Annotated in this window: 19 protein-coding genes; 3 read left to right on the top strand and 16 right to left on the bottom strand. The window is 73.6% G+C overall.

Annotation, left to right across the window (positions count from 1 at the left end; all coding sequences use genetic code 11):
* Positions 1 to 158: 158 nt before the first annotated feature.
* The 6 genes from CRP30_RS12905 to CRP30_RS12880 all read right to left on the bottom strand — a co-directional run bounded on the left by CRP30_RS12905 (position 159) and on the right by CRP30_RS12880 (position 7,322).
* Positions 159 to 1,979, bottom strand: coding sequence for an ABC-F family ATP-binding cassette domain-containing protein (locus CRP30_RS12905; protein WP_097184381.1), 1,821 nt, complete (start codon positions 1,977 to 1,979; stop codon positions 159 to 161).
* A gap of 33 nt (positions 1,980 to 2,012) precedes the next feature.
* Positions 2,013 to 2,906: a transglutaminase family protein gene (locus CRP30_RS12900; RefSeq protein WP_097184380.1), complete on the bottom strand. Its 894-nt coding sequence runs from the start codon at positions 2,904 to 2,906 to the stop codon at positions 2,013 to 2,015.
* Positions 2,903 to 3,853 carry an alpha-E domain-containing protein gene (locus tag CRP30_RS12895; protein ID WP_097184379.1) on the bottom strand — a complete coding sequence of 317 codons (951 nt, stop codon included), beginning with the start codon at positions 3,851 to 3,853 and terminating at the stop codon, positions 2,903 to 2,905. The genes CRP30_RS12900 and CRP30_RS12895 overlap by 4 nt, the downstream gene beginning before the upstream one ends.
* Complete coding sequence (locus CRP30_RS12890; RefSeq protein WP_097184378.1) at positions 3,847 to 5,475, bottom strand: circularly permuted type 2 ATP-grasp protein; 1,629 nt, start codon at positions 5,473 to 5,475, stop codon at positions 3,847 to 3,849. The genes CRP30_RS12895 and CRP30_RS12890 overlap by 7 nt, the downstream gene beginning before the upstream one ends.
* 63 nt (positions 5,476 to 5,538) lie before the next feature.
* A complete protein-coding gene (locus CRP30_RS12885) occupies positions 5,539 to 6,303 on the bottom strand; it encodes a class I SAM-dependent methyltransferase (RefSeq protein WP_235003367.1) in 765 nt (254 codons plus the stop codon).
* On the bottom strand, positions 6,300 to 7,322 hold the full coding sequence (locus CRP30_RS12880; protein ID WP_200814733.1) for a methylenetetrahydrofolate reductase C-terminal domain-containing protein: 1,023 nt from the start codon (positions 7,320 to 7,322) through the stop codon (positions 6,300 to 6,302). Before CRP30_RS12880 ends, CRP30_RS12885 begins: the two co-directional genes overlap by 4 nt.
* Positions 7,323 to 7,441: 119 nt before the next feature.
* Here CRP30_RS12880 and CRP30_RS12875 point away from each other — a divergent pair, with 119 nt between their 5' ends.
* Together CRP30_RS12875 and CRP30_RS12870 are read left to right on the top strand one after the other, a co-directional pair.
* Complete coding sequence (locus CRP30_RS12875) at positions 7,442 to 8,446, top strand: pirin family protein (RefSeq protein ID WP_097184377.1); 1,005 nt, start codon at positions 7,442 to 7,444, stop codon at positions 8,444 to 8,446.
* Between the two features lie 49 nt (positions 8,447 to 8,495).
* The gene (locus tag CRP30_RS12870; protein WP_097184376.1) at positions 8,496 to 9,464 is read left to right on the top strand and encodes a pirin family protein; all 969 of its coding nucleotides are present in this window, start codon (positions 8,496 to 8,498) and stop codon (positions 9,462 to 9,464) included.
* A 6-nt stretch (positions 9,465 to 9,470) separates the two neighbouring features.
* Here CRP30_RS12870 and CRP30_RS12865 read toward each other — a convergent pair whose 3' ends face one another.
* The 3 genes from CRP30_RS12865 to CRP30_RS12855 all read right to left on the bottom strand — a co-directional run bounded on the left by CRP30_RS12865 (position 9,471) and on the right by CRP30_RS12855 (position 14,487).
* Positions 9,471 to 10,244, bottom strand: a complete 774-nt coding sequence (locus tag CRP30_RS12865; protein WP_097184375.1) for a VOC family protein — start codon at positions 10,242 to 10,244, stop codon at positions 9,471 to 9,473.
* A gap of 84 nt (positions 10,245 to 10,328) precedes the next feature.
* On the bottom strand, positions 10,329 to 12,377 hold the full coding sequence (locus CRP30_RS12860; protein ID WP_159961728.1) for a TPM domain-containing protein: 2,049 nt from the start codon (positions 12,375 to 12,377) through the stop codon (positions 10,329 to 10,331).
* A 112-nt stretch (positions 12,378 to 12,489) separates the two neighbouring features.
* Positions 12,490 to 14,487, bottom strand: coding sequence for a TPM domain-containing protein (locus CRP30_RS12855; protein WP_097184373.1), 1,998 nt, complete (start codon positions 14,485 to 14,487; stop codon positions 12,490 to 12,492).
* A gap of 53 nt (positions 14,488 to 14,540) precedes the next feature.
* Between CRP30_RS12855 and CRP30_RS12850 the strand changes: the two genes are divergently transcribed.
* Positions 14,541 to 14,915 (top strand): Rieske (2Fe-2S) protein, encoded by a 375-nt coding sequence (locus CRP30_RS12850; RefSeq protein WP_097184372.1) that lies wholly within the window; start codon positions 14,541 to 14,543, stop codon positions 14,913 to 14,915.
* A gap of 1 nt (position 14,916) precedes the next feature.
* On the opposite strand, the gene CRP30_RS12845 is transcribed toward CRP30_RS12850, so the two are convergent.
* From CRP30_RS12845 to CRP30_RS12815, 7 genes are all read right to left on the bottom strand, one after another.
* Positions 14,917 to 16,608 (bottom strand): ABC transporter ATP-binding protein, encoded by a 1,692-nt coding sequence (locus CRP30_RS12845; protein ID WP_235003366.1) that lies wholly within the window; start codon positions 16,606 to 16,608, stop codon positions 14,917 to 14,919.
* Positions 16,605 to 17,684, bottom strand: a complete 1,080-nt coding sequence (locus tag CRP30_RS12840) for an ABC transporter permease (protein WP_097184370.1) — start codon at positions 17,682 to 17,684, stop codon at positions 16,605 to 16,607. Before CRP30_RS12840 ends, CRP30_RS12845 begins: the two co-directional genes overlap by 4 nt.
* Complete coding sequence (locus CRP30_RS12835) at positions 17,684 to 18,790, bottom strand: ABC transporter permease (protein ID WP_097184369.1); 1,107 nt, start codon at positions 18,788 to 18,790, stop codon at positions 17,684 to 17,686. Before CRP30_RS12835 ends, CRP30_RS12840 begins: the two co-directional genes overlap by 1 nt.
* Positions 18,791 to 18,892: 102 nt before the next feature.
* Complete coding sequence (locus tag CRP30_RS12830; RefSeq protein WP_097184368.1) at positions 18,893 to 20,533, bottom strand: ABC transporter substrate-binding protein; 1,641 nt, start codon at positions 20,531 to 20,533, stop codon at positions 18,893 to 18,895.
* A gap of 284 nt (positions 20,534 to 20,817) precedes the next feature.
* Positions 20,818 to 21,417, bottom strand: a complete 600-nt coding sequence (recR, locus tag CRP30_RS12825; RefSeq protein WP_097184367.1) for a recombination mediator RecR — start codon at positions 21,415 to 21,417, stop codon at positions 20,818 to 20,820.
* Positions 21,418 to 21,448: 31 nt separating this feature from the next.
* A complete protein-coding gene (locus CRP30_RS12820; protein WP_097184366.1) occupies positions 21,449 to 21,787 on the bottom strand; it encodes a YbaB/EbfC family nucleoid-associated protein in 339 nt (112 codons plus the stop codon).
* 64 nt (positions 21,788 to 21,851) lie between these two features.
* On the bottom strand, positions 21,852 to 23,009 hold the full coding sequence (locus CRP30_RS12815) for an acyl-CoA dehydrogenase family protein (protein ID WP_097184365.1): 1,158 nt from the start codon (positions 23,007 to 23,009) through the stop codon (positions 21,852 to 21,854).
* Positions 23,010 to 23,013 lie beyond the last annotated feature (4 nt).

The following is a 23,013-nucleotide window of genomic DNA, read 5'->3' as shown; positions in this document are numbered from 1 at the left end:
CCGCTCTCGGCACTCGTCCCGGCGGTCGCGTCGGCCTGGCCAGGGCAGCCGCGCCGAGGCCGCCGCCTGCCCCCTGCTCCCCCGGCACGCTCGAGCTCTGAGTCCCCACGGACTCAGAGCACGAGCGTCGTCAGGACACCGTGCGCCGGCCCGTCCGGTCAGCCGTCGGCGAGCTCCGTCGCGGCCAGCCAGTCGTTCTCGACCTGTTCCTTCTCCGCGTGCACGGCCTTGAGCTCGGCGTCCAGCGCGGCCGCCTTCGCGTAGTCGGCGGCGGCCTCCGCCAGCTGCGCGTGCAGCTTCTTCTCGTCGGCGTCCAGCTTGAGCATGCGCCGCTCCAGCCGGCTGGCCTCCTTCTTCGCTGCCCTCGCCTCCGCCGCGGAGACCGCGGGTGCCGCCGTCGACGGCGAACCGACCGGCCGCGGCCCGCCGTCGCCCGAGGCCGTGGTCAGCGGGGCCCCGCCCGCGGCCCGGCGCCGCAGGTACTCGTCCACCCCGCCGGGCAGCTCGGCCAGCGTGCCGTCGCCGAGGAGCGCGACGACCTTGTCGCAGACCCGGTCGACGAAGTACCGGTCGTGGCTGACCACGAGCACCGTGCCGGGGAAGCTGTCGAGCAGGTCCTCCAGCGCGGTCAGCGTGTCGATGTCGAGGTCGTTGGTCGGCTCGTCGAGCACCAGCACGTTGGGCTCGGCCATGAGGAGCCGCAGCAGCTGGAGCCGCCGCCGCTCACCGCCGGAGAGGTCGCCGACGGGCGTCCACTGCCGGTTCGCCGCGAAGCCGAACCGCTCGGCCAGCGTGGATGCCGAGATCTCCTGGTTGCCGATCCGGGCGATGCGGGCGACGTCCTGCACGGCCTCCAGCACCCGGGCGCGCGGGGGCAGCTCGGTGACGTGCTGGGAGAGGTAGGCCGGTGCCACGGTCTGGCCGACCACGACCCTCCCGGCGTCCGGCTTCGTCTCCCCGACCAGCAGCTTCAGCAGCGACGTCTTGCCCGCGCCGTTGACGCCCACGATCCCGATCCGGTCGCCCGGGCCGACGTGCCAGGTGAGGTCCTGGAACAGGCTGCGGGGTCCGTCGTCGGTGGGAACCGCGTAGTCGACGTCCTCGACGTCGTAGACGGTCTTGCCGAGCCGCCGGGCGGCGAAGCCCTTGAGCGCCATCGTGTCCCGCGCCGGGGGCTCGTCGGCGATCAGCGCCTGCGCGGCCTCGATGCGGAACTTCGGCTTGCTGGTCCGGGCGGGCGGGCCGCGGCGCAGCCAGGCCAGCTCCTTGCGCACCAGGTTCTGGCGCCGCTCCTCGGTGACCGAGGAGATCCGCGCCCGCTCCGCACGGGCGAGCGTGTAGGCCGAGTAGCCGCCGTCGTAGGCGTGCACGCTGCCGCCGGCGACCTCCCACGTCGTGGTGCAGACCTCGTCGAGGAACCACCGGTCGTGGGTGACGACGACCAGCCCGCCGGCCCGCTGGTTGACGTACTCGGCCAGCCAGGCGACCCCCTCGACGTCCAGGTGGTTGGTCGGCTCGTCGAGCACCAGCAGGTCCAGCGGGCGGATCAGCTGCGCGGCCAGGGCGACCCGGCGCCGCTCGCCACCGGACATCGGGGCCACCGGCGCGTCCAGGCCCATCCGGTCGAGCTCCAGCCCGGCGAGCACGCTGCGGACCGCGGGGTCGGCGGCCCACTCGTGCTCGTTCGCGAACATGGTCGTGGGCAGCACGACGTCGCGGATCGTCGTCCCGACCGGCAGGGTGCCCAGCTGGTCGAGGACTCCCATGGCGAGGTCGCCACGGCGGGTGACCCGGCCGGAGTCGGGTTCGTCGGTGCCGGTCAGCAGCGACAGCAGGGTGCTCTTGCCCCCGCCGTTGCGGCCGACGACGCCGATCCGCTCGCCCGCGGCGACGCCCAGGGAGACGTCGTCGAGGATCACGGTCGTGCCGTGTGCCTTGTGCACCCGCTCGAGGTTGACCAGGTTCAGGGGTGCGCTCATCGCCTCCAGTGTCCCAGGTCCGCGGCCGGGACCTCAGGCCAGGCGGGTGACCTCCACCGTCACCGTGTGCCCCTCGCTCTTCGGCCCGGAGAACAGGCCCTTGAACGGTGGGACGTCGCCGTAGTCGCGGCCCCGGCCGAGCGTGACGTGCCGGGTGCCGATCTCGACGGCGTTGGTGGGGTCGTAGGCGTTCCAGCCGCCGTCCCACCACTCGACCCAGGCGTGGCTCTCGCCGGTGACCGGGACACCGATCTCCGCGCCGGGCCTGGGGTGCAGGTAGCCGGAGACGTAGCGCGCCGGCAGGCCGAGCGCCCGCAGCAGGCCCACGGTGACGTGGGAGATGTCCTGGCAGACCCCCTGGCCCGCGCTCCAGGCCTGCATGGCGTTGGTCTTCACGTTCGTCGACCCGGAGAGGTAGCCGATGCGGTCGCGGACGAACTCGCAGATCACCCGGCCGGCCTGCTGCGGCCGGGCGTCGCCGACCGCTGCCCGCGCCTCGGCCACCACCTCGTCGTCCATGGCCGTCAGCGGGGTGGGGCTCAGCAGCTCGCCGAACTGCGCGCGCACCTCGCCGGCCGCGAGGCTGCTCCAGCCCACGCGGTCGTGCCCGCCGAGGTCGGGCCCGGCCTCCACGATCGACGTCCCGGTGACGACGAGCTCGGAGTGCGGGCTGTGCAGGTCGAACGCGGTGACCGTCGACCCCCAGTAGTCGCGGTAGGCGTAGGCGGTCGCGGCCGGTTCGATCTCGACCTTGGAGCGCAGCGTCGTCTGCCGGTTGCTGCTCTCCGGCGTCAGCCGCGCCTCGTTGTAGCTGGAGCGGACCTGCCCGGTGTAGTGGAACCGGGTGCGGTGCACGACCTGCAGCCGCCAGCGGTGGGCAGCGGGCCGGGAATGGGCCACCTGGCTCTGGGCCTGGCTCTGCGTCATCCCGCCTCCTCCGGCACCCACACCTGCGGCGCCTGCTCGGTGAAGAAGCGGTGGGTCACCGCGGCGCTGGCCGCCGAGGAGGTGCGCTGCAGCTCCTCCAGCCGCGCGGGCAGACCGGTCAGCAGCTCGGGCGGGCTCATGAACTCCAGCATCGTGCGGGCGCGGCCCACGATGCGGTGCGCCTCGCCGGCCACGCCGACGCGGGCGGCGTCGCGGACGGTGGAGCGCTCCAGCTCCGCCAGGCACGCCTCCGCCTGCTCCAGGGCCGCGAACACCGAGCGCGGGAACAGCCGGTCCAGCAGCAGGAACTCCGCCGCCCGGCTGCTGTTCACCATGCCGCGGTAGGTGCGCAGGTAGGGCTCGTAGGCACCGGTCGAGCGCAGCACCAGCGTCCACGACGGCGCGGCGTCCCCGGCCAGGATGCGCGTGGAGATGATCCGGGAGGTCATGTCCACCCGCTCCAGCGAGCGGCCGAGGATGAGGAACAGCCAGCTCTCGTCGCGGCTCATCGTGGAGTCGGCCAGGCCGAAGACCATCGCCGAGCGTTCCCGGACGAAGCGGAACAGCGAGTGCGGGCCGTAGCGGCGGGCCATCGTGCGCTGCTGCGGCAGGGCGTTGTGGGTGACGTTGAGCGACTCCCAGATCTCCGCGCTCAGCACCTCGCGGGCGCCGCGGGCGTTCTCCCGCGCCGCCGACAGGGCGCCGACGATCGAGCCGGGGCTGGTCCGGTCGAACGCCAGGGTGGCGAGCACCCGCTCGGTGTCGGCCTCGGCCTCCGGCGTGGGCGAGCCCATCAGTCCCAGCAGGTTCGAGCAGGCCCGGCGCTCGTCGATCCAGGGGTCCTCGACCAGGCGCTGGGTGTGCACGTCGAGGATGCGGGCGGTGTCGTCGGCGCGCTCCACGTAGCGGCCGATCCAGAACAGCGACTCCGCGATCCGGCTCAGCACCTGGTCCCCCGAGGGGCCGAACTGGCCATGAAGGCCCCCTGCTGCTGCTGCTGACCCTGGCCCACCACGGTGTCGCCCAGCGGGCCCGGGTCCGGCGCCGGCGGGTCGTCGGGGAGGTCGACGGCGGTGAACTCGATCGTCGTCAGGTCCGGAGCCGCGTCGTCGTCCGCACCTGCGCCGTTGCCCTGCCGCGGCGGGCTGATCACCCAGGTGTCCTTCGAGCCGCCACCCTGGCTGGAGTTGACCACCAGCTCCCCCTCGGGCAGCGCCACCCGGGTCAGCCCCCCGGGCAGCACCCACACCTTGTCGCCGTCGTTGATGGCGAACGGCCGGAGGTCCACGTGCCGGGGGGCGATCCGGCCGCCGATCAGCGTCGGGCAGGTGGAGAGGCCGATCGGCTTCTGCGCGATCCAGTCCCGCGGACGGGCCCGCACCTTGACCGCGAGCTCGTCGAGCGTCTTCTCGTCCGCCTTCGGCCCGATGACGATGCCCTTGCCGCCGGACCCGTCCACCGGCTTGAGCACCAGCTGGTCGAGGGACTCCAGCACCCACTCCACGGTGTCCCGCTCGTCCAGGCGGTAGGTGTCGGCGTTCTGCAGCACCGGCTCCTCGTCCAGGTAGTAGCGGATGAGGTCGGGGACCCAGGTGTAGAGCAGCTTGTCGTCGGCGACGCCGTTGCCGACGGCGTTGGCGATGGTCACCCGGCCGGCGCGGGCGGCGTTCAGGACGCCCGCGCAGCCGATCACGGAGTCGGGGCGGAAGTGCACCGGGTCGAGGAACTCGTCGTCGATCCGGCGGTAGATGACGTCGACCCGCTGCTGGCCGTCCGTCGTCCGCATGCTGACCTGGTTGCCCGCGCAGACGAGGTCGCGGCCCTCCACCAGCTCGACGCCCATCTGGCGGGCCAGCAGCGCGTGCTCGAAGTAGGCGGAGTTGTAGACGCCCGGGGTGAGGACGACGACCGTGGGGTCGGCGACGTTCGACGGGGCGGACGCCTTGAGCGCGGCGAGCAGCCGGCTCGGGTAGTCGGCGACCGGCTGGATGCGGTGGTCGGCGAAGAGCTCCGGAAGGACCTGGCTCATCGCCGCGCGGTTGGTGATGACGTAGCTGACGCCCGACGGCGAGCGCAGGTTGTCCTCGAGCACGCGGAAGTCGCCGGCCTCGTCGCGCACCAGGTCGATGCCGCTGACGTGCACGCGGACGCCGTTGGGTGGCACCAGCCCGTGCGCCTGGCGGTGGAAGTGCGCGCTGGTGGTGACCACGCTGCGTGGCACGACCCGGTCGGTGAACACCTGCCCGGCCCCGTAGACGTCGGCGAGGAAGGCCTCCAGCGCGTGCACCCGCTGGGCCACCCCGCGCTCGATGACCGCCCACTCCTCGGCGCCGATGACCCGCGGCACGATGTCGAGGGGGAACGGCTGCTCCTCCCCCGCGTGGGCGAAGGTGACGCCCGCGTCGCGGTAGGTCTGCGAGAGCACGTCGGCGCGGGCGGCCAGTTCCTCGCCGGCCATGGGCTGCAGCGACGCGAACAGACCGGCGTACGCGGCCCGCGGCTCGGAGACGCGGGCGAACATCTCGTCCCACTGCTCCCCGAGGGAGTAGCCGTCGAAGAGGTCCGCCATGGCGACGAACCTAATGACGGCGTGTGTCCCGCGCGTTTCGGGTCCTCAGCGGGCTCAGCCTGCTCAGCGGGCGATGGCGATCCCGAGCCACGGTCGCAGGTGCTTCCCGGAGATGAGCCTGCCGACCCGCTTGGCGTTCTCGCGGGCCTGCTCGTGCTCCGGCGCCTCCCCGTGCCTGCGGGCCACCTCCGCATCGACGGCGTCGGCCCGCTCCAGCCACTCGTCGGGGCTGTCGGCGAGATCAGCGGTCCCCGAGTCCTGCAGGTCGAAGCCCGCGCCGCCCAGCAGGTCGAGCAGCTCGGTCTCGCCCGGGAACTCGTTGCCCTCCGGCAGGGGTGGCGGCAGCGGACCGGCGGCCACGAACACCAGCAGACCGAGGCGCGCCCCCGGGACGAGCACCCGGCGCAGCTCGGCCAGCGAGCCGGCCTTGTCCGACGTCGTGCACAGCACGCCGAGGCACCAGGCGGCGTCGAACGAGCCGTCGGCGAACGGCAGCTGCTGGGCCATCGCCACCACGGAGGGGAGCCCGAACAGCCGTCGGGAGGCGCGGACCGCGGCTGCCATCGGCTCCGCGCACACCGGTCGCACCCCGCGCTCGGCCGCCAGCCAGCCAGCCGGTCCGCCCACGCCGGCCCCGTCGTCCAGCAGCCGGGCGCCCGGACGCAGGTCGAGCCGGTCGGCCAGCCAGCGCAGCGCACCCTCGCTCCCGCTCCCCCGGCAGCCCGCGGGAACGGCGTACTCCGGGCCCAGCGTGCGGACGGCCTCCTCGGTCCAGCCGGCGACGGTGTCGAACTCCGCCTCCATGGCCTCGCTCTCCAGGGAACTCATGCTGCCTCTCTCATCCGTTCGGCGACCTCGGCCTTGATCCGTGCGCCGTCGTCCTCACCCCTGCCCGAGCCCATCCCGGACAGGTTCACGCCGACGACCCCGGGGACCGCCAGCAGCGCGCGGCCCTCCTCCACCGCGGCGGCGATGCCGGCCTCCCGCGGATCGGGCGCGGCCAGCACCGCCTCGACCACGGCGTCGTCGAGGTGCAGGCCGGGGAAGTGCTGCAGCACCCGCGCGGAGCGCTCGTCGGTGTAGACGGCGACGCCGGCGACGAAGGGCAGGGTCGCCCCGGCGGCCCGGGCGGCGACGACGAACGCGGCCACCCGTGCCGGGCTGCGCACGTGGTTGAGCACGCACAACTGGGCACCGGCCCGCTGCTTCTCCGCCACCCGAGCGGGCCGCAGGTCCACCGGTGGTGCCTCCGGCGACTCGGGGACGGCGACCTGCAGCCCGTGCCCGGCGGCCAGCGCGGCCAGCCGCACGCCGTCGAGGTCGAACACCTGGCTGACGCCGGGCCGGACGCCGGGTCCGCGACCGTCGCCGGTGACGCAGAGGACCCCGTCGACGCCGAGTGCGGCGAGGCCGGCCAGCTCCTGCTCGAGGACGACGCGGTTGCGATCGCGGCAGGCCAGCGTCGTCCAGAGCCGGCCGCCCGCGGCGAGGGCCTCCGCGGCGAGCATGGTCGGGGGGAAGTCGGGGCGGTTGGCGTGTTCCCCCAGCAGCAGCCCGTCCGACTGCGGACCGAGGACCGACACCACCCGGCGGACGGCGGCGGCGTCGAACGGGGGCACGGAGAGGTCGGCCAGCACCACGGGGCCGTGCTGCGCCCGTTCCAGGAGGCCGGTGGGCGGTGGTGGTTCGACGGCCGGCCCGGGCCAGCGGACCAGGGGCTCGTCCAGGAACACGCAGCGGTGCTCGGCGAGCTCGCACCGGCCGTCGTCGCGGACCCCGCCGCACGGACCGAACACCATGCGCTTCGGGCAGCCGAGCCGGCCGGCGGCGGACGACTCGGGCTCCATCGTCGGGAGTCCTGCCCCTGCCCGGTCCGCCGAAACGCGCACCGGCGCAGAGGGGGAAGACATCGACGCCCGGGGCGGTTACGGTGCCACTAGTTGAACACTCAACCGAGGAGGCCGGCATGCCTGCCGTGACCGTCGAGGACACCACCACCCTGGCCCGCGTCCCCGTGCCCGCACCCGGAACGGTGCGCCGCCGCACCCGCTCGGTCACCACCGCGCCGTCGGGCTTGGAGGGCGAGGGCTTCCCGGTGCGCCGCGCCTTCGCGGGCGTCGACCTCCGCGACCTCGACCCGTTCATCCACATGGACCAGATGGGCGAGGTCGAGTACGCGCCGGGCGAGCCCAAGGGCACGTCGTGGCACCCGCACCGCGGTTTCGAGACCGTCACCTACATCATCGACGGCACCTTCGAGCACGCCGACTCCCACGGGGGCGGCGGCACGATCAGCAACGGCGACACGCAGTGGATGACCGCAGGGGGCGGCGTGCTGCACATCGAGCGCCCGCCGGAGCACCTCGTCGTCAGCGGTGGGCTCTTCCACGGCCTGCAGCTGTGGGTGAACCTGCCGCGCGCCCAGAAGTGGGTCGAGCCGCGCTACCAGGACCTGCGCGCCGACGAGTCCGTGCTGCTGGCCAGCCCGGACGCCGGCGCCTTCCTCCGGGTGATCGCCGGCGACGTCGCGGGGCACACGGGGCCCGGGTCCACCTACACGCCGATGGCGATGGTGCACGCCACCGTCTCCCCCGGCGCCACCCTGGACCTGCCGTGGAACCGCGACTTCAACGCCCTCGTCTACGTGCTGTCCGGCACCGGCTCGGTCGGCATCGACGGCGCCCCGGTCCGCACCGGGCAGCTCGCCGTCCTCGGCCCCGGCGACACGGTGACCATCAACGGCGCGGTGCACCAGGAGTCGCGCACCCCCGCGCTCGACGTCGTCGTCCTCGGCGGCGCCCCGATCCGCGAGCCCATCGCCATGTACGGGCCGTTCGTCATGAACACCCGCCAGGAGGTCATGGACGCGTTCACCGACCACCAGGCGGGCCGGCTCGGTTCCATCCCGGCCAGTTACGGCCGGCGCATTCCGCACGCCGACGTCCGGGGCGAGACTGGTCAGGTCTCGTAGGACCTTTGTGGCCACTATGGGCCCCCTCCGGGCCGGGGAAGGAACGAGCATGAGCAACCTCGACCGCCGCCCGGCCGCCCGCGAGATGGGCGGCCTCGAGGCGACGCCCGCCGGCCCGGTCCTGGACCTGCTGCCCGGCAAGGAGGTGCTGCTGGGCGAGAGCACCCGCGTCCGGCGGCTGCTGCCCACGCTCGGGCGCCGGATGGTCGGTGCCTGGGCGTTCGTGGACCACTACGGCCCGGACGACGTCACCAGCTCGCCGGGCATGCAGGTCGCCCCGCACCCGCACACCGGGCTGCAGACGGTCTCCTGGCTGCTGCAGGGCGAGGTCCACCACCGCGACTCGGTCGGCAGCGACGTGGTGTTCGGCCCCGGGCAGCTGGCGCTCATGACCGCGGGGCACGGCATCGCGCACGCCGAGCAGTCGCCGGCCGTGCACCCGCGCTACCTGCACGGCGCGCAGCTCTGGGTCGCGCTCCCCGACGCGCACCGCGAGGTGGCGCCGCACTTCGAGCACCACGCCACCCTCCCCGGCTTCACCTCCGACGGCCTGACGACGACGGTGCTCATGGGCTCGGTCGGCGACGCCACCTCGCCCGGCACCGCCTACAGCCCGCTGGTCGGCGCCGACCTGACGCTGACCGCCGGCGCCGACGTCGAGCTGCCCCTGGAGCCGGACTTCGAGTACGCGGTGCTGGCCGCCGGCGGCTCGGCGACGGTCGAGGGCGCCCCGGTCGCGCACGGCTCGATGCTCTACCTGGGCACCGGCCGGCGGACCGTGCGGCTCCGGGCCGAGGAGGCCGCGAGCCTGCTGCTCCTCGGCGGAGAGCCGTTCGAGGAGCAACTGGTCATGTGGTGGAACTTCGTCGGCCGGTCGGGTGAGGAGATCGTCGAGTACGCCGACCTCTGGAACGCCGAGGACGAGCGCTTCGGTGTCGTCGAGGGCTTCGACGGCGACCGGCTGTCCGCCCCCTCCCTGCCCGCGCTGCCGCTCAAGGCCCGGGGCCGCGTGCGCTGAACGGGGCTACCCCGACGTCGTGTCCTGGAGGACCTCGAACGATGCCCCCCACGGGTCCTCGACGACGGCGAACCGGCCGAACGGCGTGTCCTCGGGCGGCGTGACCACCTTCCCGCCCTTCGCCTCGACGAGCGCCACGGTGTCGTCGGTGGCACCCACCGCGAAGCAGGTCAGCCAGCCCGTGGGCATGCTCGGATCCGACGCGGCCAGCCCGCCCAGCGGGTTCCCGCCCGTGCTGAAGGTGGCGTAGTCCGTGCCGGCGCCGTCCTCGGCGCCCAGCTGGTCGAAGCCGAACCCGAAGACGGCGGTGTAGAACTGCTTCGCCCCCGACGTGTCGTCGACCATCGCCTCGTTCCAGGCCAGGGCTCCCGGCTCGTTGTGGATCTGGTAGCCGGTGTGCATCCCGGCCTGCCAGAGACCGAACGGATTCCCCTGCGGGTCGAGGGCGATGACCATCGTGCCCATCGGGCCGACCTCCATCGGCTCGACGAGCACCCGGCCGCCGGCCGCCCGGATGCGCTCGGCGCCGGCGGCCGCGTCGGACGCGGCGAAGTACGTCGTCCAGCGGGTGGGATCGTCGGGGTCCTGCTGCGGTCCGAGGCCGGCGACCATCCGGCCGTCGAGCTGCGCGCTGCTGTAACCCCCGAACTCCGCATCGCCGCCGACGTACTCCCAGCCGAACAGCGCGGAGTAGAACGCCTTCGCGCCGTCCATGTCGGGCGTGCCGACGTCGACCCAGCAGGGGGTGCCGTCGGGCCAGGGGGTGTCTCGGGTGGGCATCGCTCCTCCTCCACGGGTGTGAGGGGGGTCACGCTGCCACCGGGCTCCGACAGTTCCCAGGCCCCGCAGCGCGGGGCGCAGGGCTCAGAAGTCGCCGCCGCCGAAGTCGCCGCCGAAGCCGCCCCCGAAGTCGCCGCCCCCGCCGCCGAAGTCCCCGGCGTTCCAGTCGCCGCCGCCGTCGCCCCCTCCGCCGCCGAAGATGAGCCCGCCGAGCAGCAGTCCGCCCAGACCGGCGCCGACCGGGCCGATGCCGCCGCGCTGGCGCCCGTATCCCCCGTAGCCGCCGCCGCCGTAGCCGCCGCCCCCGTAGCCGCCGTACCCGCCGTACTGGTTCTGCTGCGACCACTGCTGGACGTCGGCCTCCGCGACCTGCAGCGCGTACTGCGCGAGCCGGTCCGCGGCCTGCGCCTCCGCGAGCGCCTCCGCCGGGTCACTGCGCGCCAGGGACTCGGCCGCGTCCAGGTGCCGCTCGGCCTCCGCCAGCCGCGTGCGGGCGGTGCTCCCGACCGCGCCGCGCCGCGTGCTGATGAAGTCGCCGGCCGCGGCCACGGTCGACCGGGCGGTGAGCATGGCCTGGCCGAGTGACTCCTCGGCCCGGCGCGCGCGGGTCTGCTCGTCGCGCGCGGTCCGGAGGGCCTCCTCCAGCGCGGCGTCGGCCTCCTCCAGCCGGCGCAGCGCCCCGAGCGGGTCGGGCCGTCCGCCGTCCCGCGGGCGGAACGCCTCCTCGGCGCCGGACAGGGCCGCCTCGGCACGGGCGATCCGCGAGCGCAGGTCGGCGCGACTGCCGGACTGCAGCAGCGACCGGGCCTCGGCGAGGTCCTCCTCGATGTCGGCGCGCGCCGCGGGGATGCGCTGCTCGGCCGCCCCGAGGTCGGTGCTCAGCCGGGAGATCGCGTCGAGCAGGGTCGCGCTCTGGCCGACGGCGTTCTCCGCACCCCGCAGCCGGCCGACCGAGCGACCGGTGAGCCCCTCGGCCTGGTCGGCGCGGGCCAGCTCCAGCTCCTGGGCGGCCGCGGCCAGCCGCACGTCGGCCTCGGCGACGTTCTGCACGACCGGCGCCACCGTGGCGGCGGCATACCGGTCCTGCAGGCCGGCGAGCCGGCGCTGTTCCTCGGGCAGCCGGCCCCGCAGGTCGTCGATCCGCTGCTGCAGCGCCTCGACCGCCTGCGGAACCGTCCGCTCCTGCTCGCGCAGGGCGTCGATGGCCTTCTCCTGGGCCTCCAGCCGGCCGCCCGCGGCGCCGGTGAGGGCGAGCAGCTCGGTGAGCATGACCCGCTGGGTCGGCTCGTCCTCGGGGATCTCGTCGTCGAGCTCCTGGCGGATGGTGAAGGCCCGCGCCAGCTCCGACCGCGACTCCGCGAGCGCCTCGGCCAGCCCGGGCACCGCCTGCTCGCCGAAGTGGGACCGCGCGTAGTCGAGGTTGACCTGCGCGCTGCGCACCTTCTCGTCCAGGTCCAGCAGCTCGCTGCTGGCCCGGAAGTTGAGCTTGTCGGTCGGGGTGCCGGCGTGCGGGTCCGGGGCCGAGAGCTGCTGGGGAGCCTGGCCGGCGAGCGCGGGGCGGCGGTTGCGCCGCCGGACGGCCCAGTAGGCGCCACCGGCGAGCGCGAACAGCAGCAGGACGACGAACAGGGCGCCACCGCCGCCACCGCCGGACGCGCCGGTCGCCGCGGCCGATTCGCCGCCACCGCCGGAGAGCCCCTCGGCGAGCGCCACCGAGGCACCGGCCCAGTCGCCCTGGGAGAGCAGCGGTTCGACGTCGCCGCCGAGCACGTCCTGCAGCTCACCGCGGTCGACGTCGGCTCCTGGGGCCACCGCGTACAGGCGGTCGTCGACGGCGACGGCCATCAGCACGTCGTCGGACTCCAGCCCGCTCTGCCGCGCGGTGGTCTCGGCCCACTCGACCCGGTCGACGCCGTCGAAGGTGTCCACGTAGACGACATAGGTCTCGGTACCGGTGTCGGAGCCGAGCGACTCCAGCTCCCGGAGGACGTCGGCCTCCTCGCCGGCGTCCAGGACGTCGGCCTGGTCGCTGACCTGACCGGTGACGCCGCTGGGCGGCTCGGCGAGGGCGGGTGCGGCGCCGCCCACGAGCAGGGCGGCCGCGAGGGGCGCCACGATGGTCAGCCGGCGCACGGGGAACCTCTTTCGAACGGGGGCGACCGTGTCAGGCCGCCCGGACTGTAGGCACGCCTGGGAGCGCGTCGGAGTTCCCGGCGACCCTGCCGGGCTCCGACCGCGCTCCGGATCAGAAGCGTCCGCCTCCACCGCGCCGGCCGCCACCCGAGCGGCCTCCGCTGGAGCGGCGCCCCGCGCTCGACCGGCCGCCGCCGAACCCGCCGCTGGAGCGCCGCCGGCTGCCGCCGTACCCACCGCTGCGGTAACCGCCGCCCGACCCGCCCCCGGACAGGATGCTGCCGAGAACCAGGCTGCCCAGGTCCACGCCGCCGCCGCGGCTGGGGTAGCCACCGCCGAACCCTCCCGGCGCGTACCCGCCCCGGCCGGAGGACCAGGCGGACAGGTCGTTGGTCGCGAGGTCGGTGGCCTGCTGCGCCAGGGACGTCGCCTGCTGCGCCTCACGGAGGGCGGACACCGGGTCGGTGCCGGCCGTTCCCACGGCGACGTCGAGGTGCCGCTGGGCCTCCGCCAGCCGGGTGCGCGCGTCCGCACCGACCGCGCCCCGCCGCGTGCTGATGAAGTCGCTCGCCGAGCCGATCGCCGAGCGGGCGGTCAGCAGCGCCGCCTCCAGCGCCGCGGTCGCCCGGCGCGCCGCCGCCTGGGCGTCGCGCGCCGGACCGAGCGCCTGCTCCAGCGCGGTGTCGGCCTCCTCCAGCAGGCGCAGGGCGGCGAGCGGGTCGGGCCGCTCGCCCGAGGACGCCGCGTCGGCCGCGGTCAGGGCCGCCTCCGCCCGCGCGACCTGCGGCTCGAGGCCGGTGCGGTCGCCGGCGCCGACCAGGGCGCGCGCCTCGGCGAGGTCCTTCTCCGTCTCCGTCCGCGCGGCGGTCACCCTGCCCGCGGCGGCGGCCAGGTCGGCGGCGAGCCGGTCGACGGCGTCCAGGAGGGTGGTGGTCTGCGCGACGGCGTCCTCGGCGGCCCGGACGTCGGTGACGGCGTCGCCCGGCTTCCCCGCCGCCAGCTCGGCCCGCGCCTCGGCGATCTCCTGCTCGGCCGCGGCCAGGCGGGCCCGCGCCTCGGGCACGTTGCCGGCGACCGGCGTCAGCGCGGTGTCGGCGTAGCGGCCGGCGAGGTCGGCGAGGCGGGCCTCCGCGGCGGGGAGGCGGCCGGTCAGGTCGGCGATCCGGGGGCCCAGCGCGTCGAGGACCTGCGGCGCCGTCCGCTCGAGGTCGCGCAGCTCCTCGAACGCCTCGGCCTGGTCGTCCAGCCGCGCGTCCCCGGCCTCGACGAGGGCGAGGAGCTCGGTGAGCATCCGGCGCCGGGTGGGGTCGTCCTCGTCCGTCTCGTCGTCGAGCTGCTGGCGGATGGTGAAGGCGCGCGCCAGGTCGGCCCGCGACTGCGCGAGTGCCTCGTCGAAGCCGGTCACCGCCTCGGGGCCGTACTGGTTGCGGGCGAAGTCCAGGTCCAGCTGCGAGGACTGCACCGCCTCGTCCAGCTCCAGCAGGGCGCTGCTGGCCTGGAACTGCAGCTGCTCGGTCGGCACCCCGGCGTGCGGGTCGGGCGGGCCGCTGGGCGGCGCCGTGGCCGGCTTCCGCCGGCGCGACCGCGTCGCCAGCCACGCACCCCCGCCGACGACGGCGACGCCACCGACCACCCACAGGGCCGTCGAGCCGCCACCACCCCCGCCGCCGAGCCCGTCGGCCAGCGCGACCACCGCACCGGACCAGTCGTCGTCGGCGAGCCGGGGCTCGACGTCGTCGGCCACGAGGCGGTCGACCTCCGCGGCGTCGAGCCGGAACTCCTCGTCGACGGAGTAGCCGTAGGCGCGGTCCTGCACGGCGACGGCGAACACGACCTCGTCGCGGCCGAGCTGGGAGACCCGGGCGGTGGCGTCGGCCCACTCCTGGCCGCCGAGCCCGTCGAAGCTGTCGACGAGGACGACGTAGAGCTGGACGCCCTCGGCCGACTCGAGCTCCTCGATCGCGTCCTCGACCTCGCCACGGGAGCCGCCGAGGACGCCGGCGTCGTCGGTGATCCGCTCGTCGAGGCGGAGGGGGTCGACGGCGGTCGCGGGGCCGCCGAGCAGGGTGAGCAGCGTCAGCAGCCCGAGGACGACGGACAGCCGGCGCACGGGGACCTCCGGGATGGGTGAGGATCGGGTGCCGACCCTATCCAGGAGGACCTGTGAGCGAACCCGATCGCCTGCCCGCCGCCGACGTGCCGCCCGGAACGGTGCGCCGCGCCGGGGACTGGGCGGTCGGCAACCGTGGTGCGGACGGCGCCGGCGAGGACCGGTACTTCGCGGTGTCGCGCCGGTGCCGGCACCAGCTCGCCGACCTCTCCGAGGGCAGCATCGACGCCGACGGGTGCCTGGTCTGCCCGTGGCACCAGAGCCGCTACGACGTGCGCACCGGCGAGATGGTCGAGGGTCCCCGGGGATTCCTCGGCTACCACGGCCCGACGCCGGTCTACTCGCAGGTCGTGCAGCTCCTGGGCCGGATCGCGCGGCTGCGCGTGCGCCGCGCGACCCGCCAGGGCGACGACGTCGTCCTGGAATGAGCTAGCGCAGCGACTCCCAGACGCCGCGCCGGCGGGCCTGCTCGTCGGGATCCGGCACGGGCAGCGAGGCCAGGAGCCGCTGGGTGTAGGGGTGCTGCGGCGCCCCGAGCACCTCGGCGCCGGTGCCCTCCTCGACGAGCTGTCCCTTGTAGAGGACTGCGATCCGGTCGGCCAGCAGGTCGACGACGGCGAGGTCGTGGCTGATGAACAAGCAGGCGAACCCGTGCTCGCGCTGCAGTTCGTCGAACAGCTCCAGCACGCGGGCCTGCACCGAGACGTCGAGCGCGGAGGTCGGCTCGTCGGCGACGAGCAGCTCCGGCTCGAGCGCCAGCGAGCGCGCGAGGCTGGCCCGCTGGCGCTGACCGCCGGACAGCTCGTGCGGGAAGCGGTCGCCGAACGCCTTGGGCAGCTGGACCTGCTCGAGCAGCTCGTCCACCCGCTGCCGGGCGTCCTCGACGCTGCCGGCCCGCTTGTGGACGACGAGCGGCTCGGCGACGGCGGCGGCGATGGTGAGCAGCGGGTTGAAGCTGGACGCCGGGTCCTGGAAGACGAAGCCGATCCGCTCGCGGACCGGCCGGAACGTCTTCTCCTTGACGCCGTTCATCTCGGTGCCGAGCACCTGGAGCGAGCCCCCGGTGACCTTGGTCAGCCCCGCGATGGCGCGGCCGATCGTGGTCTTGCCGCTGCCGCTCTCCCCGACCAGGCCGAGCACCTCGCCGGGCCGGATGTCGAAGCTGACGCCGTCCACCGCGACGAAGTCGGGCTGGCGCAGCCGGCCCGGGTAGACGATCCGCAGGTCGGCGGCCGAGACGACGGGAGCCGCCCCCTGCCACTCGGCGGTCCGCGCGGCGGCCCGCTCCTGGGTGCGGGCCCGGCCGGAGCCCAGCTTGGGGACGGCGGCCAGCAGCTGCTGGGTGTAGGGGTCCTGCGGCGAGGCGAAGAGGCTGCGCACGTCGGCCTGCTCCACGATCCGCCCCTGGTACATGACGGCGACCCGGTCGGCGAGGTCGGCCACCACGCCCATGTTGTGCGTGATCAGCACGATCGCCGCGCCGAACTCGTCGCGGCAGCGGCGCAGCAGGTCGAGGATCTCGGCCTGCACGGTGACGTCGAGGGCGGTCGTCGGCTCGTCGGCGATGATCACGCCCGGGTCGAGGACCAGCGCCTGCGCGATGACGATGCGCTGCTTCTGCCCGCCGGAGAACTGGTGCGGGTAGTGGTCGACGCGGTGCTCCGGGTCGGGGATGCCGACGCGACGGAGGACGTCGATCGCCTTCTCCCGCGCCTCCTTCTTGCTGTACTTCCCGTGCGCCCGCAGTCCCTCGGCGATCTGCCAGCCGACCGGGTAGACGGGGTTGAGCGCCGTCGACGGCTCCTGGAAGACCATGGCGGCGTCGCGGCCGCGCACGTCGCCGAGCCGGGAGCCCGAGAGCTGCACGACGTCGGACGTGGTGGCGCCGTCCTTGCTGCTCAGCAGGATCGCGCCGCGGGTGAGCGCGGTGTCGGGCAGCAGACCCAGGATGCTGCGGGCGGTGACGGTCTTGCCGCTGCCGCTCTCCCCGACGATGGCCAGCACCTCGCCCGCCGCGACACCCAGGCTCACGTCGCGGACGGCGTCCACGGTGCCGATGTCGGTCGCGAAGCTGACCGACAGGTTCTCGATGTCGACGACGTCGCCCACTGGCCGGGTCACTGCTCGTACCGCCTTCCGTCGTCGGGACCCTCGAGGCCGGCCAGCCCGCCGGGGCCGGCGTCCAGGGTTCCACCGGGGACCACCGAGGTCTCGGCGACGTCGGCCGACGACGCCACCGCCCGGCGCCGCGTGCGCAACCGGGGGTCGGCCAGGTCGTTGAGGCCCTCGCCGACCAGGGTCAGCCCGAGCACGACGATGACGATCGCCAGCCCCGGGAAGACCGACGTCCACCAGATGCCGCTGGACACGTCGGCCAGCGCGCGCTTGAGGTCGTAGCCCCACTCGGCCGCGGCGGTCGGCTCGATGCCGAAGCCGAGGAAGCCCAGGGCGGCGAGCGTGGACACCGCCTCGGACGCATTGAGCGTCAGGATCAGCGGCAGCGTCCGGGTGGCATTGCGCAGCACGTGGCGGAACATGATCCGCCGGTGCGAGGCGCCGATGACCTTCGCCGACTCGACGAACGCCTCCGACTTGATCCGCACCGTCTCCGCTCGGACCACCCGGAAGTACTGCGGGATGAACACCACGGTGATGGCGATCGCCGCGGCCATGATCCCGCCCCACAGGCTCGACTCACCGCCGCTGATGGCGATGGCCACGACGATCGCCAGCAGCAGCGAGGGGAACGCGTAGATCGCGTCGCAGACGACGACCAGCACCCGGTCGAGCCAGCCGCCGAAGTAGCCCGACACCAGCCCGAGCAGCACACCGACGAAGAAGGAGAGGACGAACGCCACGACGATGACGTAGAGCGCGGTCCGCGATCCCCAGATCACCCGGGACAGCACGTCGTACCCGCCGACGGTGGTGCCCAGCAGGTGCGTCGACGACGGCGCCTGCTGCGCGCCGAATGCACCGGAGGGGTCGCGCAGCTGGTTGTACTCGTAGGGCGCGAGCAGGGGGGCGAGGACCGCGACGAGCAGGAACAGGGCGCTCAGCACCAGCCCCGCGATCAGCATGCCGCGCTGCAGGCCGACGCTCTGCTGGACCTGGCGGAGCAGCGGCAGGCTCTTCCAGCCCCGGCGGGTGCCGGCGGCCGGGGCGGTGGGTCCGCCTTCCGAGATACGAGTGCTCATCAGTACCTCACCCGCGGGTCGATCAGGGCCGCGATCACGTCGACGACGAAGTTGGTGACCGCGACGATGATCGCCAGCAGCACCACGATGCCCTGGACGGCGACGAAGTCGCGTGCCTCGATGTACTCGGTCAGCTGGAAGCCGAGCCCCTTCCACTCGAACGTCGTCTCGGTGAGCACGGCGCCGCCGAGCATCAGCGCGATCTGCAGGCCGATGACGGTGATGATCGGGATGAGCGCCGGCCGGTAGGCGTGCTTCTTGAGCAGCCGCCGCTCGGGGACCCCCCGGGATCGCGCGGCCTCGACGTAGCCCATGCCCAGGGTGCCGATGACGTTGGTCCGGACCAGCCGCAGGAAGATGCCGGCGGTGAGCAGGCCGAGCGCGATCGCCGGGAGGACTGCGTGCTCGAGGACGTCGGCGATCACCTCGCCGTCGCCGAGCCGGATCGCGTCGATGAGGTAGATGCCGGTCGAGCCGTCCAGCTGCTGCAGCTGGATGTCGGCGCCCGTCGATGCCCGGCCGGCGACCGGCAGCCAGCCGAGGTTCACCGCGAACACCAGCTTGAGCAGCATGCCGAAGAAGAAGACGGGGGTGGCGTAGCAGACGATCGCGAAGACCCGCAGCACGGCGTCGGGCCACCGGTCGCGCAGGTAGGCGGCGAGGCGGCCGAGCGGGATGCCGACGAGGAAGGCCACCAGCAGGGCGTAGAAGACCAGCTCGAGGGTGGCCGCTCCGAAGGTCGTGAGGATCTCGGTGACCGGGCGGCGGTCGCTGATCGCCGTCCCGAAGTCGCCGGTGAAGACGTTGCCCAGGTACTCGAAGTACTGCGTGAGCAGCGGTCGGTCGTAGCCGGCCTCGCGGACCCGCTCGGCGAGCTGCTCGCCGGTGAGCCGGCCGCCCAGCGCCGCGGTGATCGGGTCACCGGTCGAACGCATGAGGAAGAAGACCGTCGTCACCAGGATGAAGATGGTCGGGAAGATCAGCAGGAAGCGGATGAACAGGTAGGCGCCCAGTCCCCCGCCGCCGACGCGGCGCTTCTCGGCGCGCGGCGCCCAGGTATCAGGGTCTGCTCCGCCGGCTACGAGCTCCGTCGTCGTCGTGGTCATCTCTCCTGCTCGTGTCGTCCCGTGACGTGCCGAACCCCGGGGAACCCGCAGCGCGGGTCCCCCGGGGTCGGAGTGTGCTCCTGCTGTTCAGCTGGGCTCGGATCAGCCCTTGCTGAGCGCGCCGTAGCGGAACTTGAAGGACGGGTCGAGGGTGTCCTCGGCGCCTTCCACGTCCGCACCGGTCACGGCGACCTGTGCACCCTGCAGGTAGGGCACCGTCGAGAGGTCGTCGGCGACGAGGTCCTGGATCTGCTCGATCAGGGCCTGGCGCTCGGCGGCGTCGGGGGTGGCGGCCTGCTGCAGGATCAGGTCGTTCACCTGCTGGTTCGTGTAGTGGTTGCTCAGGAAGTTCTCCGTGAGGAAGAACGGCGTGAGGTAGTTGTCGGCGTCCGAGTAGTCCGGGAACCAGCCCAGCTGGTACGACGGGTAGACGTCCTCGGTGCGCTGCTCGGAGTACTGCACCCACTCGGTCGTCTGCAGGTCGACCGTGAACAGGCCGCTGGACTCCAGCTGGTCCTTGATCAGGGCGTACTCGTCACCCGACGACGGGCCGTAGTGGTCGTTGGAGTACTGCAGGCTCAGCGAGACCGGGGTCTGCACCCCGGCCGCCTGCAGGACCTGGGCGGCCTTGTCGGCGTCCGCGCCGCCCTCGCCGTCGCCGTACTTCTCCATGAGCGGCTGGGTGGCGCCGGTCAGGCCCTCGGGGACGAAGGAGTACAGCGGGGTGTAGGTGCCCTTGTAGACCTGGTCGGCCAGCTCCTCGCGATCGATCAGGTTCGCCACCGCCTGGCGGACGGCGGTCGCCTTGGCCGGGTCGGCCTCGGGCGTGGTGGCGCCGAACGGCTGGGTGTTGAAGTTGAAGACGATGTAGCGGATCTCGCCGCCGGGGCCGTCGACGACCTTGACCTCGTCGTTGCCGCGCAGGTCCTCGATGTCGGTGGCCGACAGGCTGCGGAAGGCGACGTCGATGTTGCCCTCCTGGATGTCGAGCTTCAGGTTCGAGGAGTCGGCGTAGTACTTGACGTTGACCTGCTCGGTCTTGGCCTCGCCGAGGATGCCCTGGTAGTCCGGGTACGCCTCGTAGGACACCAGGTTGTTCAGGTCGTAGCTGGTGATCACGTACTGACCGTGGAAGGCGTTGCCGTCGACGATCTCCTGGTCCGTGGTCAGCTCGTCGGGCGAGAAGACGTCCTCGTCGACGATCGGGCCGGCCGGGCTGGACAGGATCTGCGGGAAGACCTGGTCGTTCTCCGACTTCAGGTTGAACACGACGGTGGTGTCGTCGGGGGCCTCGACGCTGTCGAGGTTGTAGAGCAGCGACGACGGGCCGTTCTCGTCGGCGATCGCGAGCTGGCGGTCGAACGAGAACTTGACGTCCGAGGAGGTCAGGTCGTTGCCGTTGGCCCACTTCAGGTCGGGCTTCAGGGTCACCGTGTACTGCGTGGGCGCGGTGTACTCCGCCGACTCGGCGATGTCCGGCTCGACGTCCGGGCTGCCGAGCGGGGTGTTCATCAGGAACGGGAACACCTGGTTCATGACGGCGAAGGAGCCGTTGTCGTACGAGCCCGCGGGGTCGAGGGTCGTGACCTTGTCGGTCGTGCCGATGGTCAGGGCGCCGCCGCTGCCGCTGTCGGAGCCACCGCCGTCGCCGTCGCCGCCGCCGCACGCGGCCAGTACCAGGGCCGTCGCCGCGATGCCCGCCGTGGCGACGATGCGCCGACGGCTGCTCGATCCGGAAGTCATCCGTACCTCTGTCTTCGAATGGACGGCGCTCGGGCGCGCGCAGGCGCCACCGCGGCCGCCGAAAGGCCAATGGAGGATCTAGGTCTAACACCATGTGAACGCAGGAAGGAGTCCTGCCGAAGCACTGTTATGCGCTCGTGACTGCGGGCGTGAGCGCTAACACACGGCGACGGCGCGCTGCACACCCGTCCGGGCGACGCCCGCTCATGCGATACCCATGGCGCGACTCCGCGCCCCGGTCCGCTCCTCGCTCGTCCCTCGCTGCGATGCTCCCGGGGCTGTCGTCATGCGTCGATGCGGCGGCGACCCTCGAAGGCGCGGCCCAGCGTGACCTCGTCGGCGTACTCGAGGTCGCCCCCCACGGGCAGGCCGCTGGCCAGCCGGGAGACGGCGAGGCCCATCGGCGACACCAGCCGCGCCAGGTAGGCCGCCGTCGCCTCGCCCTCGAGGTTCGGGTCGGTCGCGATGATCAGCTCGGTGACCGCGCCGTTCATCAGGCGGGTCATGAGCTCCTTGACCCGCAGGTCGTCGGGCCCCACGCCGTCGATCGGGCTGATCGCGCCGCCGAGGACGTGGTAGCGGCCGCGGAACTCACGGGTGCGCTCGATCGCCACGACGTCCTTGGGCTCCTCGACGACGCACAGGACGTCGTCGGTGCGGCGCGGGTCGCGGCAGATCCGGCACTGCTCGGCCTCGGCGACGTTGTAGCAGGTCACGCAGAAGCGGACCTCCTGCTGCACGCGGGTGAGCGCCGCGACCAGCCGGCTCACGTCGGTGGACTCGGCCGACAGCAGGTGGAAGGCGATGCGCTGGGCGCTCTTGGGGCCGACGCCTGGCAGCCGGCCCAGCTCGTCGATCAGGTCCTGGACGGCGCCTTCGTACACGGGGTGTTCCTCTGGGATCCGGGAGGCGCGGTCAGAAGCCGGGGAGGCCCAGGCCGCCGCCACCCAGCCCGCCGGCGAGCGGGCCCATGGTGTTCGCGGCCAGTTCGTCGGCCGCGCGCTTGGCGTCGTGCAAGGCGGCGACGACGAGGTCCTGCAGCGTCTCCAGGTCGTCGGGGTCGACGGCGGCGGGCGTGATGGTGATGGCGGTGACGTCGCCGCTGCCGGTCATCGTGGCGGTGACCAGACCACCGCCGGCGGAGCCGGTGACCTCGGTGCGCGCCAGCTCCTCCTGGGCGGCGACCAACTGCTGCTGCATCTGCTGGGCCTGCTGGAGGAGCTGAGCCATGTCGGGCTGACCACCGGGGAACATGCCACGAGAGTAGGCCGCGGATACGACGCGCAGCGCCACGCCGAGCGCCGCCGCCCCTCCGGCCTCAGCTCTCCCGAGAGCGCTCCACGAGGCGGCGCACGATCACGTTGCGCTGGATCTCGTTGGTGCCCTCCCCCACGATCATCAGCGGCGCGTCGCGGAAGTAGCGCTCGATGTCGAGCTCGGCCGAGTACCCGGCCGCCCCGTGGATGCGCATGGCGTCGAGCGCGACCTGCATGCACGCCTCGGACGCGTAGAGCTTGGCCATCCCCGCCTCCAGGTCGCTGCGCCGGCCCGCGTCGATACCGGCGGCCGCGTCGAGCACGAGCAGGCGGGAGGCGTGCACCTTGGTCGCCATGTCGGCGAGCAGGTTGCCGACCGACTGGTGCTCCCAGATCGGCCGGCCGAACGTCTCGCGCTGCTGGGCGTAGGCGAGGGCGTCGTCCAGGGCCGCCTGCCCGACCCCCACTGCCCGGGCGGCGACCTGTACGCGCCCCAGCTCGAGGCCGGCCATGAACTGGGCGAAGCCGTGCCCCTCCTCGCCGCCGAGCAGGGACCCGGCGGACACCCGCGACCCGGCGAAGGAGAGCTCGCAGGACTCCACCCCCCGGTAGCCGAGCTTGGGCAGGTCGCGGGAGACGGACACCTGGTCCGGCTCGACGAGCAGGATGCTGATCCCGGTGTGCCGCGGGGATGCCTCCGGGTCGGTCTTCACCAGGGTGGCGATCAGCCCGGCGTGACGGGCGTTGGTGATCCAGGTCTTGCTGCCGTCGACGACGTAGTCGTCCCCGTCCCGGACCGCCCGCGTGCGGATGTCCTGCAGGTCGGAGCCGCCGCTGGGCTCGGTGAGCGCCATGGCGGCGCGCACCTCACCGGTCGCCATGCGGGGCAGCCACCGCTCCTGCTGCTCCGGGGTCCCGTACCGCGCGAGGAGCCGGGCGACGACGCTGTGCCCGCCCATCGCCCCGGCCAGGCTCATCCAGCCGCGGGCCAGGTGCTCGGTGACCAGCGCGAAGCAGCGGGTGGAGACCGCGGACTCGCTCCACCGCTCGGGGACGGCGAGCCCGAAGACCCCCATCTCCTTCATCTGGTCGATCAGGGCCGCGGGGTACTCCTGCGCCCGCTCCAGCCGGCCGGCCTGCGGGCGCACCACGCGGTCCACCCAGCGGGCGACCGCCTCGACGATCGCCTGCTCGTCGTCCGGGAGGTCGCGCGCGCTCATCGAC

Origin of the sequence: Blastococcus haudaquaticus (assembly GCF_900230285.1) — a bacterium.
Classification (GTDB): Bacteria; Actinomycetota; Actinomycetes; order Mycobacteriales; family Geodermatophilaceae; genus Blastococcus_B; species Blastococcus_B haudaquaticus.
The sequence above is the reverse complement of the archived record's forward strand: the minus strand, read 5'-3'. Positions and strand labels throughout refer to the sequence as shown.

What these genes read in the sequence shown, in the direction of transcription:
- CRP30_RS12905 (WP_097184381.1), bottom strand. Translation starts at nt 1,979, where the DNA reads ATGAGCGCACCCCTGAACCTGGTCAACCTCGAGCGGGTGCACAAGGCA.
- CRP30_RS12900 (WP_097184380.1), bottom strand. Translation starts at nt 2,906, where the DNA reads ATGACGCAGAGCCAGGCCCAGAGCCAGGTGGCCCATTCCCGGCCCGCT.
- CRP30_RS12890 (WP_097184378.1), bottom strand. Translation starts at nt 5,475, where the DNA reads ATGGCGGACCTCTTCGACGGCTACTCCCTCGGGGAGCAGTGGGACGAG.
- CRP30_RS12885 (WP_235003367.1), bottom strand. Translation starts at nt 6,303, where the DNA reads ATGAGTTCCCTGGAGAGCGAGGCCATGGAGGCGGAGTTCGACACCGTC.
- CRP30_RS12880 (WP_200814733.1), bottom strand. Translation starts at nt 7,322, where the DNA reads ATGGAGCCCGAGTCGTCCGCCGCCGGCCGGCTCGGCTGCCCGAAGCGC.
- CRP30_RS12875 (WP_097184377.1), top strand. Translation starts at nt 7,442, where the DNA reads ATGCCTGCCGTGACCGTCGAGGACACCACCACCCTGGCCCGCGTCCCC.
- CRP30_RS12870 (WP_097184376.1), top strand. Translation starts at nt 8,496, where the DNA reads ATGAGCAACCTCGACCGCCGCCCGGCCGCCCGCGAGATGGGCGGCCTC.
- CRP30_RS12865 (WP_097184375.1), bottom strand. Translation starts at nt 10,244, where the DNA reads ATGCCCACCCGAGACACCCCCTGGCCCGACGGCACCCCCTGCTGGGTC.
- CRP30_RS12840 (WP_097184370.1), bottom strand. Translation starts at nt 17,684, where the DNA reads ATGAGCACTCGTATCTCGGAAGGCGGACCCACCGCCCCGGCCGCCGGC.
- CRP30_RS12835 (WP_097184369.1), bottom strand. Translation starts at nt 18,790, where the DNA reads ATGACCACGACGACGACGGAGCTCGTAGCCGGCGGAGCAGACCCTGAT.
- CRP30_RS12830 (WP_097184368.1), bottom strand. Translation starts at nt 20,533, where the DNA reads ATGACTTCCGGATCGAGCAGCCGTCGGCGCATCGTCGCCACGGCGGGC.
- CRP30_RS12820 (WP_097184366.1), bottom strand. Translation starts at nt 21,787, where the DNA reads ATGTTCCCCGGTGGTCAGCCCGACATGGCTCAGCTCCTCCAGCAGGCC.
- CRP30_RS12815 (WP_097184365.1), bottom strand. Translation starts at nt 23,009, where the DNA reads ATGAGCGCGCGCGACCTCCCGGACGACGAGCAGGCGATCGTCGAGGCG.